Genomic DNA, 23114 nt, shown 5'->3' on the forward strand with positions numbered 1-23114 from the left:
ATAAAATCTCAAGTTTTTATGAGCAAACTCAACGAAAAAATGGTATTATAAACGAAGTCATGCTATTATGAATTTAATAGGTTTTCAGGGAGTTTTAAAATGGATAAAACATATAAATATGCTTTTATAACTGGAGCAAGTGGTGAAATTGGACAAGCAATTGCGAGGCGTCTTGCAAAGGATGGTTTCCATCTTTATTTGCATTATCACAAGAATTTCGAAAGTATTAAAGAAATTATGGCTGAATTTGCTAATTCGCAAGTCGATATTTTTCCAATCCAAGCTGATTTTAGAAATCCTGAAAGTTTAATAAACATTGTGGACTCCATTTTTCAACTTGATGTTTTTGTTCATGCTGCTGGGGAATCTGAATATACACTTTTTATGGATAGTTCAGATGCATCATTGAAACATCTTTATCAAATACATGTTGAAATGCCGCTCCGCTTAGTTCGCACTTTTTTACCCAAAATACAAAAGAGCGAGTGTGGCAAAATTCTTTTTATAAGTTCTATTTGGGGAGAAGTTGGAGCAGCAATGGAAGTTGTATACTCAACAATGAAAGGTGCACAGCTTGCTTTTGTAAAAGCGTTAAGCAAAGAAATAGCGTATACTGGAACGACCGTCAATGCGATTACACCAGGCGCTGTAGATACGACGATGCTAGAGCGTTTTTCTGAAAGTGAAAAGGCTGACTTAAAGCAGGAAATTCCGTTAGGACGACTTGCTACACCTGTTGATGTTGCAAATGCCGCTTCTTATTTGCTGAGTGATGAAAATAATTATATTACTGGACAGACTCTGGGTGTTAATGGTGGCTGGAACATGTGATAGATAAATTAAGATTTAATATGGTAGGTGTTTTATATTGACTGATTTAGGCGACAAACTGAAAGCTGCACGTCGAGAAAAAGGACTCAGTTTGGATGATTTACAGCAAATTACTAAAATTCAAAAAAGATATTTAGTTGCAATTGAAGAGGGCAACTATTCGGTTATGCCTGGTAAATTTTATACGCGTGCTTTTATTAAACAATATGCGGAAGCAGTCGATTTAGACAGCGCAGAATTATTTACTGAATTCGAATCGGAAGTTCCTTATTCGCAACAAGAAGTGGTGAACCAAGAGCAAAGTAGGGCACAAAAAAAGGCGGCGCCACTTACAACGCATTCTGTTGGCGGGTCTGCTTCAACGCGAAATCGTTTTTTTGATATTTTACCAAAAGTGCTTATTGCGCTCTTTATCCTGTTTATTCTCTTTATTATTTGGTATTTTGTTTTTGCCAATAAATCAAATGATGATCAGGTGACTTCGACGAACGATAATCAAACGGTTAAAGTTCAGGACGATACCGGTTCTTCGACAAAAAAATCAACTAATAGTGATGATGAGGCGAAGAAAAAAGAAGAAGAGCAAAAAGCTGCTGATGCTAAGAAGAAAGAAGAAGAAGCGAAAAAAGAGGAAGACAAACAAGTTACGATTACAAAAGGTGAAACACAAGGTAATGCAACAACGTATACAGTCGCAAATGCGGATAAGCTAACGATTGAATTATCAGCATCTGGTGGCGATAGCTGGGTAGGCGTTTCTACAGAAGCAGGCGCTAACATTTATAACGGTATTTTAAAAGACGGGGAAAAGAGTGAAGCCATTGATGGTGGTGAAAACAAAACCATTTCGATTGTTGTTGGTAATGCCCCTGTAACTACTGTTAAAATAAACGGCGAAACGCTCGAACTTGCACCAACGCTAGTGAAGCAAGTATTAACTGTGACACTTCAAGACAATAGTGATGACAGTACAAATAGTTCAACGACATCTAATTAGTAACATAAAAGAGGTATAGGTGATTGCTTGCCTATACTTTCTTTATGAATAATAGTAAAAGATGGGAGATGGAAGAATGAATTTACCTAATAAACTCACGGTGGCACGTATTATTTTAATTCCGATTTTTGTCATTATTTGTGTTGTGCCATTTTCATGGGGAAATGTTGAATGGTTGGATTCTACAATTCCTGTAACAAGTTTAATTGCGACAATCATTTTTGTTGTTGCGGCACTAACGGATTGGTTTGATGGGCACCTAGCTCGGAAATACAATCTCATTACCAATTTTGGTAAATTTGCGGATCCAATGGCGGACAAACTACTTGTTACAGCGGCATTTATCATTTTGGTCGAAATGAATATCGCGCCAGCTTGGATTGTCATTTTAATTATTAGCCGTGAACTTGCCGTAACAGGCTTGCGTTTACTTCTTGTTGAGGGAGGCGAAGTGCTTGCTGCTGGGCAACTTGGAAAAATAAAAACATTTACACAGATGATTGCAATTCCGTTAATGTTTTTAGACAATTTCCCATTTGCTTGGACGGGAATTCGCGTCGATATGATTTTCCTATATGTCTGCGCATTTTTCGCAGTTTGGTCGGGAATCGACTATTTTTATAAAAATCGTGGAGTTTTCAAAGGCTCTATGTAACAAACAGAAATACTTCAGCCAAGCAATTTTTGGAGGAAGTATTTTGTTTTTTCTCGTTAAATTAAAAGGGGTGTGGATATGGTACGTGCAGAAATCATTGCGGTCGGAACAGAAATTTTAATGGGTCAAATTGTAAACTCAAACGCCGCTTTTTTATCCAAAGAGTTAGCGAATGTTGGCATTTTTGTTTATCATCATACGGTGGTAGGAGATAATCCTGAGCGCCTTCATGAAGTCATTACGATTGCTGAGAAGCGGAGTGACCTCCTTATTTTTACTGGCGGCTTAGGGCCAACGCAAGACGATTTGACGAAACAAGTTTTAGCGAGTCATCTTCATAAAAATTTGGTGGAGGATGCGTTTCATCTAGATAAAATAACGAACTACTTTGCCGCAAGCAAGCGGGCGATGACGGAAAACAATAAATTGCAGGCGCTAGTCATTGAAGGTTCCACTGTCTTACAAAATGACTTTGGGTTTGCAGCGGGCATGTTTTTCGAGTTGGAAAACAAAAATTATATGCTCCTGCCTGGACCTCCGTCGGAAATGAAGCCAATGTTTCAGCAGTATGCGAAACCGCTCCTCAAAAGTTCACTAGGGGAAGCAGTTCATTTAGAGTCGAAAATAATGCATTTTTTCGGTATCGGCGAGTCAAAACTAGCTGCTGATTTACATGATTTAATTGAGAAGCAGACGAACCCGACTATCGCAACATATGCAACGGATAATGAAGTTGAAATTCGAATTACAGCTTCAGCCGCAACAAAAGAAGAAGCGAATAAATTACTTTTCGAAACGGAGCAGGAAATTTTAAAACGAGATGGTGAATTTTTATATGGTTACGGTGAGGCGTCCCTTGCAGATGTAGTCATTTCGAAGTTGTTAAAAGAAAAAATAACGATTTCTGCGGCCGAAAGTTTAACGGCAGGGCTTTTTCAAGCTGAATTAGGAGCTACAACAGGTATATCGGATATTTTTAAAGGCGGTATGGTGACATACAGCACTGAAATGAAAAAGGATGTTCTTGGTGTTTCAGAAAATATTATTGCTGAACACGGCGTAGTAAGTTCAGAATGTGCGAAAGCGATGGCTGAAAATATACGCAAGCTGTGTGATGCAAAAATGGGAATTAGTTTTACTGGCGTAGCTGGACCAGGTGAATTAGATGGACACTTACCAGGAACAGTTTTTATTGGCCTTAGTGTTGCAGGCTTCAAAACGGAAACATATTCTTTTGTTTTTGGGCGAGATCGGAATCATAATCGAAATCGTGCGGTAAAACAAGGATTTCAAATTATTAATCACTTTTTAGCGGAAAAGATGGGTTTTTGATTAAGGCGAAAAGGCTGTGAAGTACTGTAAAAAGTAAGAAACGGCGCTGAAAAAAGAGTTGGACGAACAGCTATAGCACGCGTTATAATACTTGTGTGAGAATGTTAAAAAGCGATTTTTAAAAAATGCGAATAAATGTTCGCTTTTTGCTTGATTCTTAATTTGAAATAAGGTATAGTTACTTTAGGAATTTAAATTAAGAGAATTTCAAATTGAGAAATATGACTAAGAGAGATATATAGAGGAGGCAATAACGTGAACGATCGTCAAGCTGCTTTAGACCAAGCTTTAAAATCCATTGAAAAACAATTTGGTAAAGGTTCTATTATGAAATTAGGTGAACATAGTGACCAAAATATTTCCACTGTTTCAAGCGGCTCATTAGCTCTTGATATTGCTTTAGGCGTCGGTGGGTATCCTAGAGGAAGAATTATTGAAACTTACGGGCCAGAAAGTTCTGGTAAAACGACCGTTGCCCTTCATGCCATTGCTGAAGTGCAAAAACAAGGTGGAACAGCTGCCTTTATTGATGCTGAACATGCTTTAGATCCAACATATGCGAAAAATTTAGGTGTCAATATCGATGAATTATTGCTTTCACAACCAGATACAGGTGAACAAGCGCTTGAAATTGCAGAAGCACTTGTAAGAAGTGGCGCAGTAGATATGTTAGTTATTGACTCCGTTGCTGCATTAGTTCCACGCGCGGAAATTGAAGGGGAGATGGGGGACGCCCATGTAGGTCTTCAAGCTCGTTTGATGTCGCAAGCTTTGCGTAAATTATCAGGTGTTATTAATAAATCCAAAACCATTGCGATTTTCATCAACCAGATTCGTGAAAAAGTTGGTGTAATGTTTGGTAATCCAGAAACAACGCCAGGTGGACGTGCATTGAAATTCTATTCGACAATTCGTTTAGAAGTTCGTCGCGCTGAACAGTTGAAACAAGGAACCGAAGTGATTGGGAATAAAACGAAAATTAAAGTCGTTAAAAACAAGGTGGCACCACCATTCCGAGTGGCTGAAGTAGATATCATGTACGGGGAAGGAATTTCTCGTGAAGGTGAACTTGTTGATATGGCTTCTGAAGTAGATGTAATCAATAAGAGCGGTTCATGGTACTCCTACAATGAGGAACGTATTGGTCAAGGTCGTGAAAACGCGAAACAATTCTTAAAAGAGCATCCAGAAATTCGGGATGAAATTTCAACGCGTGTTCGTGCGGAGTATGGCATTGACGCGAGTTCAGAACAAGCTAGTACACCAGATGCAGATGAAGAATTTAGTCTTTTAGAAGACGAATAAAATAAAAGTAAAGCCTAGTTTATAGTTGAATATAAACTAGGCTTTTTGTATAAAACAGGCGAAAAGGTATTTTTTCTCGTATTATTCTGCCCTTTCCTTGACAATACGTATATTCAAATATAAAATTAGATTGTATATTTTACATTTGCTAAAGAGTGATGATGGAAAATAAAACTGCTTTTTAGTAAAGTTGGAGTCTATCCAGCTAATGATAGAAAATACACTTTGTGCCAATCATTTTTGGCCACCGACATAATGATAACGAAAACTGAATAGCGAAGGAGGTGTAAGGATGAGCGTAGTAGTCGCAATCATCTCCGGTTTGCTTTTCTTAATCGTCGGTTTGGTTGTCGGCTCACTTATTTATAAAGCTAGTTCTGAAAAGAAACTGGTTGCTGCTCGTGGAACAGCTGAATTAATCGTTGAAGATGCTAAAAAAGAGGCGGAAACAACGAAAAAAGAAGCGTTGCTAGAAGCAAAAGAAGAGAGCCATAGAGTACGTACTGAAATCGAAAATGAACTTCGTGGGCGAAGAGGAGAGTTACAGAAACAAGAAAATCGCTTATTGCAAAGGGAGGAAAACCTCGACCGTAAAGATACTTCTTTAAGTAAAAGAGAAGGTACACTCGAGAAAAAAGAGGAGAATATCAGTAAACGACAACAACATATTGAAGAGAAGGAAAGCAAAATTGATGAGATGATTCAAAAAGAGCAAGATGAGCTCGAACGCATTTCCGCACTCACTAAAGAAGAAGCGAAAAAAGTCATCCTTAACCAAGTAGAAGAGGAGCTTTCTCATGATACAGCTATCATGGTGAAGGAATCTGAAAGCAAGGCGAAGGAAGAAGCGGACAAAAAAGCGAAAAACATTTTATCACTTGCCATTCAACGATGTGCGGCAGATCATGTTGCTGAAACGACAGTATCTGTTGTAACACTTCCAAACGATGAAATGAAAGGTCGAATTATTGGTCGTGAAGGACGAAATATCCGTACGCTTGAAACGCTAACTGGTATTGATTTAATTATCGATGATACGCCAGAAGCTGTAATTTTATCAGGTTTTGATCCGGTTCGCCGTGAAATTGCGCGAATTGCACTGGAAAAATTAGTTCAAGATGGACGAATTCACCCGGCACGTATTGAAGAAATGGTCGACAAAGCACGTAAAGAAGTGGATGAGCACATCCGTGAAGTTGGGGAACAAGCTACTTTCGAAATTGGGATTCATTCGATTCACCCAGACTTAATTAAAATTTTAGGTCGTTTGCGTTACCGTACAAGTTACGGACAAAATGTTTTAAATCATTCACTGGAAGTTGCTAAACTGGCTGGAATTTTAGCTGGGGAGCTTGGTGAAGATGTGACACTGGCAAAACGCGCTGGCTTACTTCATGATATTGGGAAAGCAATTGACCATGAGATTGAAGGTAGTCACGTTGAAATTGGTGTCGAATTAGCGACGAAATACAAAGAAAATGATGTTGTCATTAACAGTATTGCTTCCCATCACGGGGATACTGAGCCGACATCTGTCATTGCTGTTTTAGTTGCTGCTGCGGATGCGCTTTCTGCTGCTAGACCTGGCGCGCGTAGTGAAACACTTGAAAATTACATCCGTCGTTTAGAAAAACTGGAAGAAATTTCGGAATCTTACGAGGGTGTTGAAAAATCGTATGCCATTCAAGCTGGACGTGAAGTTCGGATTATGGTTGAGCCAGACGAAATTGATGATTTAGCATCATATCGCCTAGCTAGAGATATTCGCAAACGTATTGAAGAAGAACTTGATTATCCGGGACACATTAAAGTAACGGTGATTCGGGAAACAAGAGCGGTTGAATACGCGAAATAAAGAAGAGCACTCGGAGAAATCTGGGTGCTTTTCTTTTGCCTATAAACTTGCATGGCTAGATTGAATACGTTAGAATTTTAATGAAGGAGTGAGCGGATTATGGCGGGGCATTCAAAATGGAAGAATATTCAAGGAAGAAAAAATGCGCAGGATTCAAAACGGGCGAAGGTTTTTCAGAAGCTTGCCAAGGAAATTTATGTGGCGGCGAAAAGTGGAGCTGATCCCGCATTAAATCCTGCACTCAGACTTGTTATGGATAAGGCGAAAGCGGCGAATATGCCAAATGATAATATGGAACGCGCAATTCAAAAGGCGGCTGGCAATCAGGCGGGGGAAAACTATGACGAAATTTCCTACGAAGGGTATGGTCCAGGTGGTGTGGCTGTTTTGGTGCATGCGCTTACGGATAATAAAAACCGTACGGGGACGAATGTGCGCGTTGCTTTCAATAAAAATGGCGGCAGTTTAGGGGAAACGGGTAGTGTGGCTTATATGTTTAATCGGAAAGGCTACTTAGTTGTGCTGCGGGAAAATTTAGACCTCAGTGAAGATGAATTCATGCTACTTGCGATTGAGGCGGGCGCTGAAGATATTATTACGAGTGATGAAGCGTTTGAAGTCTTTACGGCGCCAGCGGATTTTACGGTGGTGAAAGATGAGTTGGAGCAGGCAGGCTTAAAATTTGAAGCGGCAGAACTTACGATGCAACCTACGCTTTATCAGGAAGTTCCAGAAAATAAGCGCGCTGAATTTGACAAGATGATTAGCATTTTAGAAGACGATGATGATGTGCAAGAAGTTTATACAAACGCGAATAACGACTAAACGAGAGAGGTGCCGACAAAATGTGGCGCCTTTTTTAGGAGGGAAAACCATGCAAATTAGTGATATTATGGGGCGGCAAAAAGCTTATTTTGATGAGGGGCATACGAAGCGTTTTCTACACCGAAAAACAACGCTTGAAAATTTGGCGATGCTATTGAAAGAAAACGAAAAACTGTTTTTGGAAGCACTCGAAAAGGACTTGGGGAAGAGCAATTCTGAGGCATACATGACAGAGATTGGGATTATTTATGAAGAGATTTCTTTTGCTTTAAAGCATTTGAAAAAATGGATGCGTGTCGAGAAAGTGAAGACGAGCTTGACGCATGTTGGTTCCAAGGGGTTTATTCAGCGTGAGCCGTACGGTACGGTGCTTGTAGTCGCCCCGTGGAATTACCCGTACCAATTAGCGCTCGCACCACTGATTGGGGCCATTGCAGCTGGGAATACGGTGATTTTAAAACCATCGGAACTCGCACCTCATACAGCACAAGTGCTGATGCACGTTTTATCGCGCTTTCGTGAAGAAATCATTGCGGTTGTAAATGGTGGCGTGGACGTGACGACGGAATTGCTAGATCAAAAAATGGACTATATTTTCTTTACGGGTTCGACGCACGTTGGGAAAATTGTGATGCAAAAAGCGGCGAATCATTTGACTCCTGTCACGCTTGAACTTGGTGGAAAGAGTCCGCTTGTTGTGATGAACGATGCAAATATGAAGCTGGCTGCAAAACGCATTGCTTTCGGAAAATGGGTGAATGCTGGGCAAACGTGCATTGCACCGGATTATGTTTTAGTTCAGGACGACATTTATGATGAATTTAAAGCGGAGCTTCGAGAAGCGATAACGGAACTTTACGGTGGAAACCCTCTGATGAATGAAGCATACGGAAGGATTGTAAACGAGGCGCATTTTAAACGGCTTCAAAGCTATGTGCCAGATGCATTCGTCGATGAAGCGAATTTGAAAATGGCGCCGTACCTTTTGGAAGCGCCAGATTTGGATAGTCCTGTGATGCGGGAGGAAATTTTTGGTCCGATTTTGCCACTCATTCGTTTTGCGGAGACAGAAGATGCGATTCGGTTTATTCGTGAGCGTCCTAAGCCGCTTGCGCTTTATCTTTTTACTGCAAGTCGAAAAATCGAGCGGAAGTTTCTTTTTAAAACATCTTCTGGTGGTGTGTGCATTAATGATACGCTGATGCACATTGCTACGCCTTATTTGCCGTTTGGGGGTGTGGGTGATAGCGGCACGGGGAACTATCACGGGGAAGCCAGTTTTCGGACGTTTTCGCACGAGAAAAGTGTGCTGCGGCAGACGACTGCTTTTGATATGAAATTTCGTTATCCGAATTCGAAATATCGGGAAAAATTATTGCGTTTCTTTTTAAAATAAGTTGCGGAAGCTTCTACTTTTTTTGTAGAATAGAGAGCGTAGTGAAATAATGAAGGGAAGTAAACGAATGAAACCACGGAAAGTTATGATTATTGGGGCGGGGAACGTTGGAACTGCAGCGGCTCACGCTTTTGTGAATCAGCGTTTTATTGAAGAGCTTATTTTAGTTGACATAAATCAAGATCGTGTGGAAGGAAATCGGAAAGACTTGGCTGATGCGGCTGCGTTTATTCCGGGAAAAATGGATATTTCTGTACGTGAAGCAAAAGATTGTAAAGATGTGGATATTGCGGTCATTACGGTGACAGCAGGTGCTTTAAAGGAAGGGCAAACGCGGCTTGATGAGCAAAAAAGCACATCGAAAATTGTTGCGAGTATTGTTCCGGAAATGATGAAAGGAGGCTTTAATGGCATTTTTTTGGTGGCTACAAATCCTTGTGACATCATTACCTATCAAGTTTGGAAGTTATCAGGGCTACCTAAAAATCGCGTTTTAGGTACTGGTGTATGGCTTGATACAACGCGGCTTCGGAGGCTACTCGCGGAGCGTCTTGATATTGCGGCGCAAAGTATTGATGCCTTCATTTTAGGTGAACATGGTGATTCGCAGTTTCCTGTTTGGTCGCATTCTTCCATTTACGGGAAACCGGTGAACGAATATAGCGCGGAGAAGCTAGGCGATTCTCTTGATTTGAAAGCAATCGGGGAGATTGCACGCGATACTGGTTTTGAAATTTATCACCAAAAGGGTTGTACGGAATACGGAATTGGTGGCACAATCGTTGAGATTTGTCGGCATATTTTTAGCGGAAGTCAACGTGCACTTACGGTGTCGTGTGTGTTAGAAGGCGAATACGGGGAGCGCGATTTGGCGATTGGTGTTCCAGCGGTTCTTAATCAGGACGGCGTCAAAGAAATTATTGAGTTAAAGCTGAACGGCGAGGAAGAAGAGGCATTCAAGCATTCAGCACATGTCATTAAAGACTGCATTGCACAACTGTAAGACGATTGTTAGCACAAATGTTCGTAATATGCTATCATGAAAGGTATGGTATGACAGAAGGGACGAATTGACGTGTATGATTATATGAAAGGCCAAGTTGCGGCCATTACACCTGAATATATCGTTGTAGAAGTTTACGGGGTCGGCTACCAAATTGTTGCCGGCAACCCGTTTGCTTTTGCGGCGCAAGAAGGAAAAGAAGCGAAAGTCTATTTACATCAACATGTTCGTGAAGATAATATTACGCTTTACGGATTTCAAACGACGGAAGAGCGTTATTTGTTTAAAAAACTGCTCGGTGTTTCAGGAATTGGGCCTAAAAGCGCGCTCGCTATAACGGCCGCAGGAGATGCTACGCAGCTTATTAATGCGATTGAAATCGAAGACGATGTGTATTTAACAAAATTCCCTAGTGTTGGGAAAAAAACAGCGCGTCAGATTATCCTTGACCTAAAAGGAAAATTAGGCGACGTGGTGACAAGTGAGATTCCTCATTTTGTGGCTAAAAAAGAAATTACAGATGGGCTTCCGCCGCAGCTCGAGGAGGCGGTTCTTGCCTTACAGGCACTCGGTTATAGTGAGCGCGAACTGAAGAAAATCGTGCCGAAACTGCAAGATGAGATGCTTACAAGTGACGGCTATATTAAACTAGCTTTGAAATTAATGACAAATTAAGGAGGGATGTGGCATGGATGAGCGTATTGTTTCTTCCGAAAATGTGAGTCCTGAAGAAATCTCGTTTGAAACAAGCTTGCGGCCACAATTGCTTGCAGAATACATCGGTCAAGACAAGGTCAAACATAATCTTGGCATTTTTATTGAGGCAGCAAGAAGAAGGGAAGAAGCACTGGATCATGTGCTTTTATACGGCCCTCCTGGTTTGGGGAAAACGACGCTTGCGATGGTCATTGCGAACGAGCTTGGAACAAACATCAAAACGACAAGTGGACCCGCGATTGAACGTCCAGGGGACTTAGCGACAATTTTAACATCACTCGAACCGGGCGATGTGCTTTTCATTGATGAAATCCACCGGCTATCAAAATCCATTGAGGAAGTGCTTTATCCTGCGATGGAGGATTATTGTTTGGACATTGTTATCGGAAACGGGCCATCTGCGCGGTCGGTACGCCTCGATTTACCACCATTTACGCTGATTGGAGCGACAACGCGTGCAGGGCAATTATCGGCGCCACTGCGCGACCGCTTTGGTGTAATTGACCACTTGGAATTTTATACGGAAGAACAATTGATGGATATCATTTTACGGACGGCTAAAATTTTAACGACGGAAATTAATGCAGACGGCGCGCTTGAGCTTGCTAGGCGTTCGCGCGGAACCCCGCGGATTGCCAATCGTTTATTAAAACGCGTGCGTGATTTTGCCGAAGTTAAAGGCGATGGACTTGTTTCTTATGAAGTAGCAAGAGATGCGCTAACGCTTCTACGTGTTGACCCGCGCGGACTTGATACGATTGACCAGAAGCTTTTGCAAACGATTATGACATCATTTCGTGGTGGCCCAGTTGGACTTGATACAATTTCAGCAAGCATCGGTGAGGAACGCGAAACGATTGAAGATATGCATGAGCCATATTTACTGCAAATTGGTTTTTTGCAACGTACACCAAGAGGTCGGCTCGCAACACAATTAGCGTACGACCATTTTGGAATTCAAAACGAAAAAGGTGTCCATGAATGAAAGTTGAAGATTTTGATTTTGATTTGCCAGAATCCCTCATTGCTCAAACGCCATTACTTGACCGCACGTCAAGTCGCTTAATGGTGCTGGACAAAAAAACGGGGGATTTAAGCGATAAAAAATTTACGAATATTATCGATTATTTAAACGAAGGAGATGCGCTTGTATTAAATGATACGCGCGTTCTACCTGCTCGCCTCCACGGAATTAAAGAGGAGACGGGCGCACATATCGAAGTGCTTTTATTAAAACAAAAAGAAGAAAATAAGTGGGAAACGCTTGTGAAGCCTGCGAAACGCATTCGTGTAGGTGCGAAAATCACATTTGGTGAGGGTGAACTTTCGGCGACGTGTGTTGAGGAGCTTGAGCATGGTGGTCGTATTTTGGAGTTTCACTATACGGGCATATTTTATGAGGTGCTCGAAAACCTCGGAGAAATGCCGCTTCCGCCTTACATTAAAGAGCAGCTAAGCGATCAGGACCGCTATCAAACGGTTTATGCGCGCGAAAATGGCTCTGCTGCCGCTCCAACTGCGGGTCTGCACTTTACTGAAGAACTTTTAGAGGCGATTCGGTCTAAAGGAGTTCACGTGTGTTTTGTGACGCTCCATGTTGGTCTTGGCACGTTTCGTCCGGTAGACGTTAGCGATACGGAAAACCATAAAATGCATTCGGAATTTTATCGTCTGACGGAAGAAACTGCAACGGTTTTAAATCAAGTGAAAGCAAGCGACAAAAAAATTGTGGCTGTTGGTACGACTTCCATTCGGACACTAGAAACAATTGCAACAAAATTTGACGGCGAATTAAAAGCCGATTCTGGCTGGACGGATATTTTTATTTTCCCCGGCTATACGTTTAAAGCGGTAGATGCGTTAATTACTAATTTCCATTTACCGAAGTCGACACTCATCATGCTCGTTTCCGCTTTATCCACGCGTGAAAATATTTTGCGAGCGTATCAGCATGCTGTAGAAGACAAGTATCGCTTTTTTAGTTTTGGCGATGCGATGTTTATCCATTAATTTTGTGAAAAACCTTGTTTTCTATGTTTATTTTCGTTATGCTATTTAGTAGAGTAAAAAGAAAGAGGTAACACATGACAGCTATTCGTTATGAATTAATTAAAACTGATAAAAAAACAGGTGCGAGGTTAGGAAAACTACATACTCCGCATGGTACGTTTGATACGCCAATGTTTATGCCTGTTGGCACGCAAGCAACTGTCAAAACAATGTCGCCAGAAGAGCTTAAACAGATGGGTGCGGGTGTTATTTTAAGCAACACCTATCACTTATGGCTAAGACCCGGTGAGCAATTGATTGAGCAGGCTGGTGGTTTGCACAAGTTTATGAACTGGGACCAACCTATTTTAACCGATTCAGGTGGCTTTCAAGTCTTTAGCTTAAGCGATATGCGCGACATCAAAGAAGAAGGCGTTCATTTTCGCAATCATTTAAATGGCGACAAACTATTTTTATCACCTGAAAAAGCTATTCAAATTCAAAATGCACTCGGTTCTGACATCATGATGAGTTTTGACGAGTGTCCACCATATCCAGCCACACATGAATACATGAAGCGCTCTGTAGAACGCACGTCCAGATGGGCAGAACGCGGCTTAAAAGCGCATATGAAGCCTAATATTCAAGGTCTATTCGGCATCGTACAAGGCGGCGCTTATGAAGATTTACGACGTCAAAGTGCGGAAGATCTCGTTTCACTTGATTTTCCAGGCTATTCGATTGGCGGCCTTTCAGTAGGCGAACCAAAAGACGTCATGAATGAAGTGCTTGAATTCACAACACCTTTTCTTCCAAGTGGAAAACCCCGCTATTTAATGGGTGTTGGTTCGCCAGATTCATTAATCGATGGGGTCATTAGAGGCATCGATATGTTTGACTGTGTCTTGCCGACACGCATTGCGCGTAATGGTACATGTATGACTTCAAACGGACGCCTTGTTATTAAAAACGCCAAATTCGCAAACGACTTTGGACCGCTTGATGAAAACTGCAATTGTTACACCTGTCAAAACTATTCCAGAGCCTATATTCGCCATCTAATTCGCTGCGATGAAACATTTGGAATAAGACTTACGACTTATCATAATTTGCATTTTCTGTTAAACTTAATGGAGCAAGTACGTGAAGCAATTCGCTTTGATCGTCTGCTAGAATTTCGTGAAGAATTTTTTGAGCAATATGGTTTTAACGGACCAAATGCGAAAAATTTTTAATAAATATTTTTTTAAAGGAGCTGACAATTTTTGGGTGGTTTAACAGCATTTATTCCAATTATTTTGATGATTGTCTTGTTCTACTTCTTACTAATTAGACCTCAACAAAAGCGTCAAAAAGAAGTAACAAACATGCAAAATAGTTTAGCAAAAGGCGACAAAATTATTACGATTGGTGGTCTTCATGGCGTAGTTGAAGCAATTGAAGATGGCACTGTCGTACTAAAAACTGGCAACACGAAGCTGACATTCGATCGCAATGCGATTCGTACGGTTCTTGAAAAAGGAAACGCTGCTCCTGCAGTAGCACCTACTGAGCCAGTTGAAGAAGTAGCAGAAACTGAAAAAGAAACTGAAGAAAAATAAAGAAATCGCTCTAGTTCAAACTAGGGCGGTTCTTTTTTGTTAGGAAGTACCAATTTGAACAATTAAATGTGTCATTTATGTGGATTTTTCACTTTCTGCTTTTCATTTGGTTGATTTTTAGATAAAATGGGAATAGTTGATTGTAAAATGAGGGAGGGGAAGTGCGATGTCGCACGAAGACTGGTATGAAAGTTTGGAACCAGCTATTTTAATTAAAGTGGAAGATTTCCATCTTCTTAGTTATAGAGAAATCAAACCAGAACACATTTGGTCATTTTTAACAGAAGTTAAATGGGCTACAAATCCCACTCCGAATTTGCATGAACGTGTCAATGATATAATGCAGATGAACATTGGACAATTAATGGACTTTATTACAAAAACATCTAACGAGCCAGCAATTAGCGCTAGCGCAAACAATGAAACAGAGAATTTGGAAGATAATGAAGCGACATCTTCTGAACTTTCTAAATAGCATTTCATGGTTTAGATGAGGGAGGAAAAGAAATGATTAAGAAAAGTAGGTTAGTAACCTTCTTCCTAGTCGTGGCAATTATTTTTGGGGTCGTTTTCAGCACAGGGAAAATGGTTTTACAAAATATTAACTTGGGACTAGATTTACAGGGCGGATTTGAAGTGCTTTATCAAGTAGAGCCTGCTTCTGGAAAAGGTGAAGTGACTAAACAGACACTTACGGATACTGTAAGTGCCCTCGATCGCCGGATTAACAGTATCGGCGTAGCTGAGCCTAGCATCACAATTGAAGGAAATAACCGTATTCGTGTCCAGCTTGCTGGGGTGACGGATCAAAATGAAGCACGAAAAATGTTATCGACAACAGCGGAACTTTCTTTTAGGGACGCAAACGATAAACTTATGATGGATGGTTCTGATTTAGTTCCTGGGGGAGCAAAACAAGCTTTCGATCAAAATAATCAACCGATTGTCACACTGAAACTAAAAAGTGCTGATAAATTCGCTGATGTGACGAAAACAATTTTGGCTGAAAAACCTGACAACCAACTCGTTATTTGGTTAGACTGGAAAGAGGGCCAAAAATATAAAACAGAGAGAACTAAAAAAGATCCTGCTTACTTATCGGCACCAAATGTCAACCAAGTTTTAGACACAAATAAGGTTGAAATCTCGGGTAATTTTTCTGTTGAAGAAGCAAAAGACTTAGCGAACTTGCTAAATTCGGGTGCTTTACCAGTTAAGATGACCGAGGTATACTCGACATCTGTTGGGGCACAATTTGGTCAAGATGCGCTTGATGAAACAATTCTTGCTGGAATTATCGGGGTTGCAGCTATTTTCATCTTTATGATGCTTGTATACCGTATTCCTGGGATTATTGCATGTGTAACACTTGTTGCTTACACATACATTGTTTTACTCGTTCTAGCCTTGCTGAACGCAACGCTGACGCTTCCAGGGATTGCCGGGCTGATTCTCGGGATAGGGATGGCCGTCGACGCGAACGTTATCACCTATGAGCGAATAAAAGAAGAACTGAAAGTCGGGCGATCGACGAAAGCGGCGTTTGAAGTCGGCGTAAAAGAAGCCTTCCGTGCCATTTTCGATGGAAACATTTCGACTTTACTTGTTGCTTGTGTATTGTTCTACTTTGGAACAAGCTCGATTAAAGGTTTTGCGACGGTTCTAATTATTAGTATTTTAGTCAGCTTCCTAACGGCCGTTTGGGGTTCGCGTGTACTGCTTGGCTTGCTTGTTAAGAGCAACGTATTAAACAATAAACCACGTGCCTTTAGTGTGAAACCTGATGCCATTCATAATTTGCATGATGGTATTAGCACGTATGACTTAAAAACACCATTTGATCGTTTTGATTTCGTTAAGAATCACCGGTTGTTCTTGTGGATTTTTACGGGCATCGCCATTATTGGGATTGTTGTTTTAAGTTTCTTTAAACTTAATCTGGGCATTGATTTTGCGAGTGGTACGAGAGCAGAAATTACGTCTGATTCACCGCTAACAGAACAGCAGATTAAAAAAGATTTAGATGACATTGATATGCCGTCTGATAATATTGTTTTCCAAGGTAAGGATAACAAAACGGCGGTAGTTTCCTACAAAGGTGCTCTTTCGCAAGATGAAATTGCGAAATTTAAAACGCATTTTGAGAAAGAATATAAACATGAACCAAGCATTAGCACAGTAACGCCGACTGTCGGGAAAGAACTCGCGAAAAACGGCTTGTACGCAATGGCAATAGCTTCGGTACTCATAGTTATTTATATTGCGATCCGCTTTGAATTTTATATGGGGATTGCGGCGATTCTATCGTTACTATTTGACGCCTTTACCATCTTCATTTTCTTCAGTATCTTCCAGATTGAGGTTGATCTGACATTCATTGCGGCGGTTCTAACTGTTATCGGGTATTCGATTAATGATACGATTGTAACAGCGGACCGGATTCGAGATATTGGACGCAAGATGGGGCGTTATAAGACGAAAGAAGATGTGGCATTTGCTGTTAATCACGGTTTACGTCAAACATTCACGCGTTCGATTAACACTATCTTGACGGTTATTTTCACGGTTGTGGCGCTTGTCATTTTTGGTAGTGAATCGATTTTAAGCTTCTCAATCGCTTTACTTGTTGGGCTTGTTTCAAGCGTATTCTCTTCCATTTTCATGGCCATGCAGTTGTGGTATGTCTTTAAAGCACGTCAAGTGAATAAAAAAGGACCAATTGCAACGGTTAAGAAAAAGAAAAGAAATAGCCCATCGCAACCTATGGTATAAAAACGAGTAACGAAAGTCGGACGAGTTGTCCGGCTTTTGTTTTAGCATAATTTTTTGCGGGAATAAATTTGTATAATTAGAAAAAAGGAGACAGATGCTATGAAAAATCAATGGCAGGTTATTGTAGGAATTATTTTAGCGATTTTAATTGCTGTTTTTGCGATTATTAATGTTGAATCAGTTGAAGTCAATTTCTTTTTCGCAAAACTAGAGTGGCCGCTTATATTAGTTATTTTAGGCTCAGTGCTTATCGGAGGCTTGATTATTTTCTGTTTGAATATTGCTAAAGTACGAGGGATGAATAAGCAAGTCAAACAACTTCATGAAGAAAAAACAAATCTAGAACGCCAACTTGCGGCGGCGAAAGCGATGCAAACAAAAACGTCCACGATTTCAATTCGCGACACAGAAGAAACAGAAGTAGCCGATGCGAAAGTTGAAAATCAGGATGAGCAAAACTAATATTTGAATACAAAACGCAGCTCGCAAAATCAGAGTGATGCTAAACGGTAAGACTTTATTGCCGTTTAGCATTACTCTGGAGCCCAAATCGATTTTGATTTGGGCTTTTTACTATTGGTTTTTCCGATGTTTTCCGATATAATAGGAGGGTTGAAAGGTGGGGGAATTGTGATTCATTCAAAATACAGATGGAAGACCGAAGAAGTTGACGGCGAAAAAGTAGCAAACCTAGCTAAAGAGTTGAATGTGTCGCTTCCGCTTGCGAAAATGCTTGTGAAACGTAAGATTACGACGGAAGGGCAGTACGATAAGTTCATGAATCCTTCCAAATATGCGAGTTATGATCCTTTTTTACTTGCAGAAATGGAGCAAGCTGTAGAACGGATTAAGTCTGCGATTCAAGCGGGCGAAAAAATTATGATTTACGGTGATTATGATGCGGACGGCGTAACGAGCATTGCGGTGCTTTACAAGACGTTAGAAAGTTTGGGGGCACTTGTACAGTTTTATATTCCAAATCGCTTCACGGAGGGTTACGGGCCGAATCAGAACGCATTTCAAATGATTAAGAACCAAGGCTTCGATTTGATTATTACGGTTGATAATGGGATTGCGGCTCTTGAAGTGATGGATTTTGCTCAAGAAATCGGGATGGATGTCATTATAACCGACCACCACGAAATGCGCGAAACCTTGCCGCAAGCAGTTGCGGTTATCCACCCAAAGCACCCCGACTCGAACTATCCTTTTGAAGATTTAGCGGGGGTCGGCGTTAGCTACAAACTTTCGCACGCGCTGCTTGGCGAAGAGCCGACGCACTTATTAGACATGGTAGCCGTAGGGACCGTAGCGGACCTTGTTTCATTAACAGATGAAAATCGTCTTCTTGTACAAAAGGGACTTCAAGTGCTTCGTGAAAAGCCAAACACAGGCTTGCGTGTTCTCGCATTGAAAGCAAGTGTCAAATTGGAGGAGGCAAACGAAGAAACAATTGGGTTTGCCATCGCCCCAAGATTAAACGCTGTCGGTCGTTTAGGCGCTGCTGACCCGGCTGCGGAATTGCTACTCGCTTTTGATGAGGAGGAAGCGGAATATTTGGCCGAGGAAATTGATGAAGCAAACGTCAATCGACGGAAACTCGTTAGTGACATCACCGCGAGCGCCGTTGCAATTTTGGAGGCGAAAACTGAAATTCCGAGTATCATTGTGGTTGCTGAAAAGGATTGGAATCCAGGCGTGCTAGGAATTGTTGCGTCTAGATTAGTAGAAAAATTTAATCGTCCGGTCATTTGTCTTGCCATTGATGAGGAGGCGGGGATTGCTAAAGGTTCTGGCAGAAGTGTACCGCATTTCCATTTGTATCAAGAGCTTGATAAAAACAGGGCGATTCTTGAAGCGTTTGGCGGGCACCCCATGGCAGCTGGTATGACGGTGTCGCTTCATAATTTAGCGGCGCTTGAAGCGGCTTTAATTGCGCAGGCTGATGCGTTAGATGTAACGAGTGTAAAACGAGAGCTTAGCGTGGAAGACACGTTGCAACTCGCTGACGTTTCACTGCCATTCATTCAGATGATTGAAAAGATGGCGCCATTTGGAACGGGCAATGTGAAACCAGTTTTCCAATTTGAAGAGATTAATTTGAAAGATACGAAACGAATTGGTGCGGATAAAACGCATTTGAAAACGGTGCTGACCGACCAAAACGTGCTTTTAGATGGCATTGGTTTCAATTTAGGTGACTTGGCGGATAATGTGGCACAAAATGCGCTTGTTAGCGTTGTAGGCGAACTGAATGTGAATGAATGGAATCATATTCGGAAGCCGCAACTTAGGTTGGTTGATCTTGAAGTCAATGAGTTCCAGCTTTTTGATGCGCGTAACCGAACAGAATGGCAACGTTTATTAAAAGAATCTGAGCGCGAACGGGTTTTCATCTGCTTTAACCAAGAAACCGTAACGAAACTTCCGGCGATTGCTGCGAATGTGGTGTATACGCCTGATGACAGGGAGAGCGCGCGTGAAGTGGTTTTTGTTGATTTACCGAAAGAAACGGGTCACGTGGAGGCGTTCATTAAAAAGTTCCAGCCTGAGCGGATTTATGTCCATTTCGGAGCATCTGAAAATCAAGATTTCCAGGCGCTGCCAGATAGAAAGGCATTTGCGAATCTTTTTGCCCTGATTAAAAAATATCAACCTTTTTCGCTTGAAAAGTATGGTCCTGCTTTAAATCAAAAGTTCGGTTGGAGTAAACAACAAATTGATTTTATGTCAAACGTGTTTTTTGAGCTGGATTTTGTTAAAATAGAAAGTGGCGTGATTTTACTAAATAACCTTTCAGAAAAACGAAATTTAGAAGAGGCCGAAATTTATCAGTCGAAAAAACAAGAACTTGCAACACGAGAAAAACTGCTTTATGCGAGCTTTAATGAACTATTTAGCTGGATGAAGCGCATTATGGAGGCCTAGTGCCTACCCACTTTGGAGGAATAAACATGGATTTAAATGATCTTAGAAAATTTGTCGCAATCGTGGAGGATTGGCCAAAAGAAGGCATTGTATTTAAGGATATTACACCGCTTATGAATGACGGTGAAGCTTATAAATTTGCGACAGATCAGATTGTTGAGTATGCTGAAAAACTACAAGTAGATTTGATTGTTGGGCCAGAAGCGCGTGGCTTTATTATTGGTTGCCCGGTTGCTTATGCGCTTGGTATTGGTTTTGCACCAGTACGTAAACCTGGCAAATTGCCGCGTGCAACAATTGAAATGGAGTATGAGCTTGAGTACGGTACAAATACGCTAACGATGCATAAAGATGCGATTAAACCGGGGCAACGTGTGCTCATTACAGATGATTTGCTTGCAACGGGTGGTACGATTGAAGCAACGATCAAACTTGTGGAAAAACTTGGTGGAATTGTTGCTGGGTGCGCCTTTTTAATTGAACTGACAGAATTAGAAGGACATAAAAAATTGAACGGGTATGATCGCTTGATTTTGATGGACTTTTAAGTTAGAAAAAACATTTTCCTTTTGGAAAGTGTTTTTTTCTAGTGGCGCATGAAAACTACTTTCTAAAGCCACTTTAGTTGTGTATAATAGTAACTAAGAATCTATTTTAGACAAGGGGAAAAGAAGGGGGTGGATAAAATGGCGAAAGAGCAAAATTTGACAGCAGAGCAAGTCATCGAAATGGCTTCGAATTATATGAATGAAACGCATCTGGAAATTGTGAAAAAGGCTTATGAATATGCGCGAGATGCACATAGTGAACAGTTTAGAAAATCGGGAGAGCCATATATTATTCATCCAATTCAAGTAGCAGGAATTCTTGTTGAGCTAAGAATGGACCCTGAAACGGTAGCGGCAGGTTTTTTACACGATGTTGTCGAAGATACGGATGTGACACTTGAGGATTTAACAGAAACGTTTAATGCTGAAGTGGCGATGCTTGTGGACGGCGTTACAAAACTTGGGAAAATTAAATATAAATCGCATGAGGAACAGCAAGCTGAAAATCATCGGAAAATGTTCATTGCGATGGCGCAAGATATTCGAGTTATTTTGATCAAGTTAGCAGACCGACTGCATAATATGCGTACTTTAAAACATCTTCCGGTAGAAAAACAGCGCCGGATTTCGACGGAAACACTTGAAATTTTCGCACCGCTTGCTCATCGACTTGGGATTAGCCGCGTGAAATGGGAACTTGAAGATACAGCATTACGCTATTTGAATCCGCAACAATACTACCGCATTGTACATTTGATGAAACAAAAACGCGGTGCGCGTGAGCGCTATTTGCAAGATGTGATTGACGGCGTTTCAGACAACTTGGATGAATTAAATATTCAGGCGGATATTTCTGGTAGGCCGAAACATATTTATTCGATTTATCGCAAAATGTCGGAACAGCATAAGCAATTTAACGAAATTTATGATTTATTGGCGGTACGGATTCTAGTTAGTAGCATTAAAGATTGTTATGCGGTACTGGGCGTCATTCATACGCGCTGGAAACCGATGCCGGGACGGTTTAAGGATTATATTGCGATGCCGAAATCGAATATGTATCAGTCGCTGCATACGACGGTTATTGGACCGCAAGGCGAACCGCTTGAAGTGCAAATTCGGACGCATGAGATGCACCAAATTGCAGAATACGGGGTTGCCGCGCACTGGGCGTATAAAGAAGGAAAAGTCGTTAACTCGAAAACGTCATTTGATAATAAAATGACTTGGTTCCGTGAAATTTTGGAGTACCAAAATGAGTCTGATAATGCGGAAGAGTTTATGGAATCGTTAAAATTAGATTTATTTGCGGACGTTGTGTATGTGTTTACACCGAAAGGCGATGTTTACGAGCTACCAAACGGCTCGGTTCCACTTGATTTCGCATACCGAATTCATACGGAAATTGGGAATAAAACGATTGGCGCGAAAGTGAATGGCAAAATTGTCACACTCGATTATAAGCTGAAGACTGGGGATATTATCGATATTTTAACGTCGAAGCATTCCTACGGGCCAAGTCGTGACTGGTTAAAACTCGTGCAGACGTCGCAGGCGCGAAATAAAATCCGTCAATTCTTCAAACGGCAAGCGAAAGAAGAAAATGTCGAAAAAGGCCGGGATTTGGTTGAAAAAGAACTTCGGCAAATGGATTTTGAACCTAAAAAGATTATGACGAACGAAAATCTCAAACGTCTCCTTGAGAAGCTGAATTTTTCCCATGAAGATGATTTGTTTGCTGCTGTTGGATATAACGGGATTACGGCGCTTCAAGTGGCGAATCGTTTGACGGAGAAAGAGCGGAAGGAGCGCGACCAAGAGGAGCAAACGGAAAAATTGCTTTCGCAAGCGGAAGCGCGGAATAGCAATGCGGAGGCCAATAACGAGAAGCTTAAAATCAAGCATAATGCGGGTGTAGTTGTTCAAGGTGTTGGCAATCTGCTTATTCGTTTGTCCAGATGTTGTAACCCTGTTCCGGGCGATGAAATTGTGGGCTATATTACGAAGGGGCGCGGGATTTCGATTCACCGTTCGGATTGTCCGAATGTGCAGTCCATCGAAAGTGAGCGGCTCATCGGCGTAGAGTGGGAAGATGCAGATTTTCAGGCGAAAAATGATTATAATGTGGATATTGAAATTTATGGTTATAATCGCAATGGCTTATTGAATGATATTTTGCAAGTAATTAATAGTTTGACTTCAAACATTAATGGCGTGAATGCGAAAGTTGATAATAATAAAATGGCAACGCTCGTATTAACTTTGCAAATTCATAATATTAATCATTTACAGCGCGTTGTAGATAAAATTAAACAAATTCCAGATGTTTATACGGTAAGACGATTGATGAGCTAGGGAGG

At 41.1% G+C, this 23114-nt stretch carries 20 protein-coding genes; all 20 read left to right on the top strand.

Annotated elements, in window-relative coordinates:
• Window positions 1-99 precede the first annotated feature (99 nt).
• The 20 genes from ymfI to CFS04_RS07555 all read left to right on the top strand — a co-directional run bounded on the left by ymfI (window position 100) and on the right by CFS04_RS07555 (window position 23109).
• The gene (gene ymfI / locus CFS04_RS07460; RefSeq protein WP_088810005.1) at window positions 100-831 is read left to right on the top strand and encodes an elongation factor P 5-aminopentanone reductase; all 732 of its coding nucleotides are present in this window, start codon (window positions 100-102) and stop codon (window positions 829-831) included.
• 37 nt (window positions 832-868) lie between these two features.
• Window positions 869-1828, top strand: coding sequence for a RodZ family helix-turn-helix domain-containing protein (locus tag CFS04_RS07465; RefSeq protein ID WP_088810007.1), 960 nt, complete (start codon window positions 869-871; stop codon window positions 1826-1828).
• 76 nt (window positions 1829-1904) lie between these two features.
• The gene (pgsA, locus tag CFS04_RS07470) at window positions 1905-2483 is read left to right on the top strand and encodes a CDP-diacylglycerol--glycerol-3-phosphate 3-phosphatidyltransferase (protein ID WP_088810008.1); all 579 of its coding nucleotides are present in this window, start codon (window positions 1905-1907) and stop codon (window positions 2481-2483) included.
• A 78-nt stretch (window positions 2484-2561) separates the two neighbouring features.
• Window positions 2562-3815, top strand: coding sequence for a competence/damage-inducible protein A (locus tag CFS04_RS07475; protein WP_088810010.1), 1254 nt, complete (start codon window positions 2562-2564; stop codon window positions 3813-3815).
• Between the two features lie 255 nt (window positions 3816-4070).
• Window positions 4071-5120: a recombinase RecA gene (recA, locus tag CFS04_RS07480; protein WP_088810012.1), complete on the top strand. Its 1050-nt coding sequence runs from the start codon at window positions 4071-4073 to the stop codon at window positions 5118-5120.
• A 292-nt stretch (window positions 5121-5412) separates the two neighbouring features.
• A complete protein-coding gene (gene rny, locus CFS04_RS07485; RefSeq protein WP_088810013.1) occupies window positions 5413-6975 on the top strand; it encodes a ribonuclease Y in 1563 nt (520 codons plus the stop codon).
• A 99-nt stretch (window positions 6976-7074) separates the two neighbouring features.
• Window positions 7075-7800 carry a YebC/PmpR family DNA-binding transcriptional regulator gene (locus CFS04_RS07490; RefSeq protein WP_088810015.1) on the top strand — a complete coding sequence of 242 codons (726 nt, stop codon included), beginning with the start codon at window positions 7075-7077 and terminating at the stop codon, window positions 7798-7800.
• A gap of 49 nt (window positions 7801-7849) precedes the next feature.
• The gene (locus CFS04_RS07495) at window positions 7850-9196 is read left to right on the top strand and encodes an aldehyde dehydrogenase (protein WP_088810017.1); all 1347 of its coding nucleotides are present in this window, start codon (window positions 7850-7852) and stop codon (window positions 9194-9196) included.
• Between the two features lie 67 nt (window positions 9197-9263).
• Complete coding sequence (locus CFS04_RS07500; protein ID WP_088810018.1) at window positions 9264-10199, top strand: L-lactate dehydrogenase; 936 nt, start codon at window positions 9264-9266, stop codon at window positions 10197-10199.
• A gap of 72 nt (window positions 10200-10271) precedes the next feature.
• Window positions 10272-10874 (top strand): Holliday junction branch migration protein RuvA, encoded by a 603-nt coding sequence (gene ruvA / locus CFS04_RS07505; RefSeq protein WP_088810020.1) that lies wholly within the window; start codon window positions 10272-10274, stop codon window positions 10872-10874.
• A 13-nt stretch (window positions 10875-10887) separates the two neighbouring features.
• On the top strand, window positions 10888-11901 hold the full coding sequence (gene ruvB / locus CFS04_RS07510) for a Holliday junction branch migration DNA helicase RuvB (protein ID WP_088810021.1): 1014 nt from the start codon (window positions 10888-10890) through the stop codon (window positions 11899-11901).
• Entirely contained in the window at window positions 11898-12926 is a 1029-nt protein-coding gene (gene queA, locus CFS04_RS07515; RefSeq protein WP_088810022.1) for a tRNA preQ1(34) S-adenosylmethionine ribosyltransferase-isomerase QueA, read from the top strand. The genes ruvB and queA overlap by 4 nt, the downstream gene beginning before the upstream one ends.
• 74 nt (window positions 12927-13000) lie before the next feature.
• Window positions 13001-14140: a tRNA guanosine(34) transglycosylase Tgt gene (gene tgt, locus CFS04_RS07520; protein WP_088810023.1), complete on the top strand. Its 1140-nt coding sequence runs from the start codon at window positions 13001-13003 to the stop codon at window positions 14138-14140.
• Window positions 14141-14170: 30 nt separating this feature from the next.
• Complete coding sequence (gene yajC / locus CFS04_RS07525; protein WP_088810024.1) at window positions 14171-14506, top strand: preprotein translocase subunit YajC; 336 nt, start codon at window positions 14171-14173, stop codon at window positions 14504-14506.
• Window positions 14507-14672: 166 nt separating this feature from the next.
• Window positions 14673-14981: a post-transcriptional regulator gene (locus tag CFS04_RS07530; RefSeq protein ID WP_088810025.1), complete on the top strand. Its 309-nt coding sequence runs from the start codon at window positions 14673-14675 to the stop codon at window positions 14979-14981.
• A gap of 32 nt (window positions 14982-15013) precedes the next feature.
• Window positions 15014-17278, top strand: a complete 2265-nt coding sequence (secDF, locus tag CFS04_RS07535; RefSeq protein WP_088810026.1) for a protein translocase subunit SecDF — start codon at window positions 15014-15016, stop codon at window positions 17276-17278.
• A gap of 99 nt (window positions 17279-17377) precedes the next feature.
• The gene (locus CFS04_RS07540; RefSeq protein WP_088810027.1) at window positions 17378-17740 is read left to right on the top strand and encodes a lipopolysaccharide assembly LapA domain-containing protein; all 363 of its coding nucleotides are present in this window, start codon (window positions 17378-17380) and stop codon (window positions 17738-17740) included.
• Between the two features lie 168 nt (window positions 17741-17908).
• Entirely contained in the window at window positions 17909-20206 is a 2298-nt protein-coding gene (recJ, locus tag CFS04_RS07545; protein WP_159457886.1) for a single-stranded-DNA-specific exonuclease RecJ, read from the top strand.
• 26 nt (window positions 20207-20232) lie between these two features.
• On the top strand, window positions 20233-20754 hold the full coding sequence (locus CFS04_RS07550) for an adenine phosphoribosyltransferase (protein ID WP_088810029.1): 522 nt from the start codon (window positions 20233-20235) through the stop codon (window positions 20752-20754).
• Window positions 20755-20892: 138 nt separating this feature from the next.
• Window positions 20893-23109 carry a bifunctional (p)ppGpp synthetase/guanosine-3',5'-bis(diphosphate) 3'-pyrophosphohydrolase gene (locus CFS04_RS07555; protein ID WP_088810030.1) on the top strand — a complete coding sequence of 739 codons (2217 nt, stop codon included), beginning with the start codon at window positions 20893-20895 and terminating at the stop codon, window positions 23107-23109.
• Window positions 23110-23114 lie beyond the last annotated feature (5 nt).

The organism is Listeria sp. ILCC796, assembly GCF_900186175.1.
Lineage (GTDB): Bacteria > Bacillota > Bacilli > Lactobacillales > Listeriaceae > Listeria > Listeria goaensis.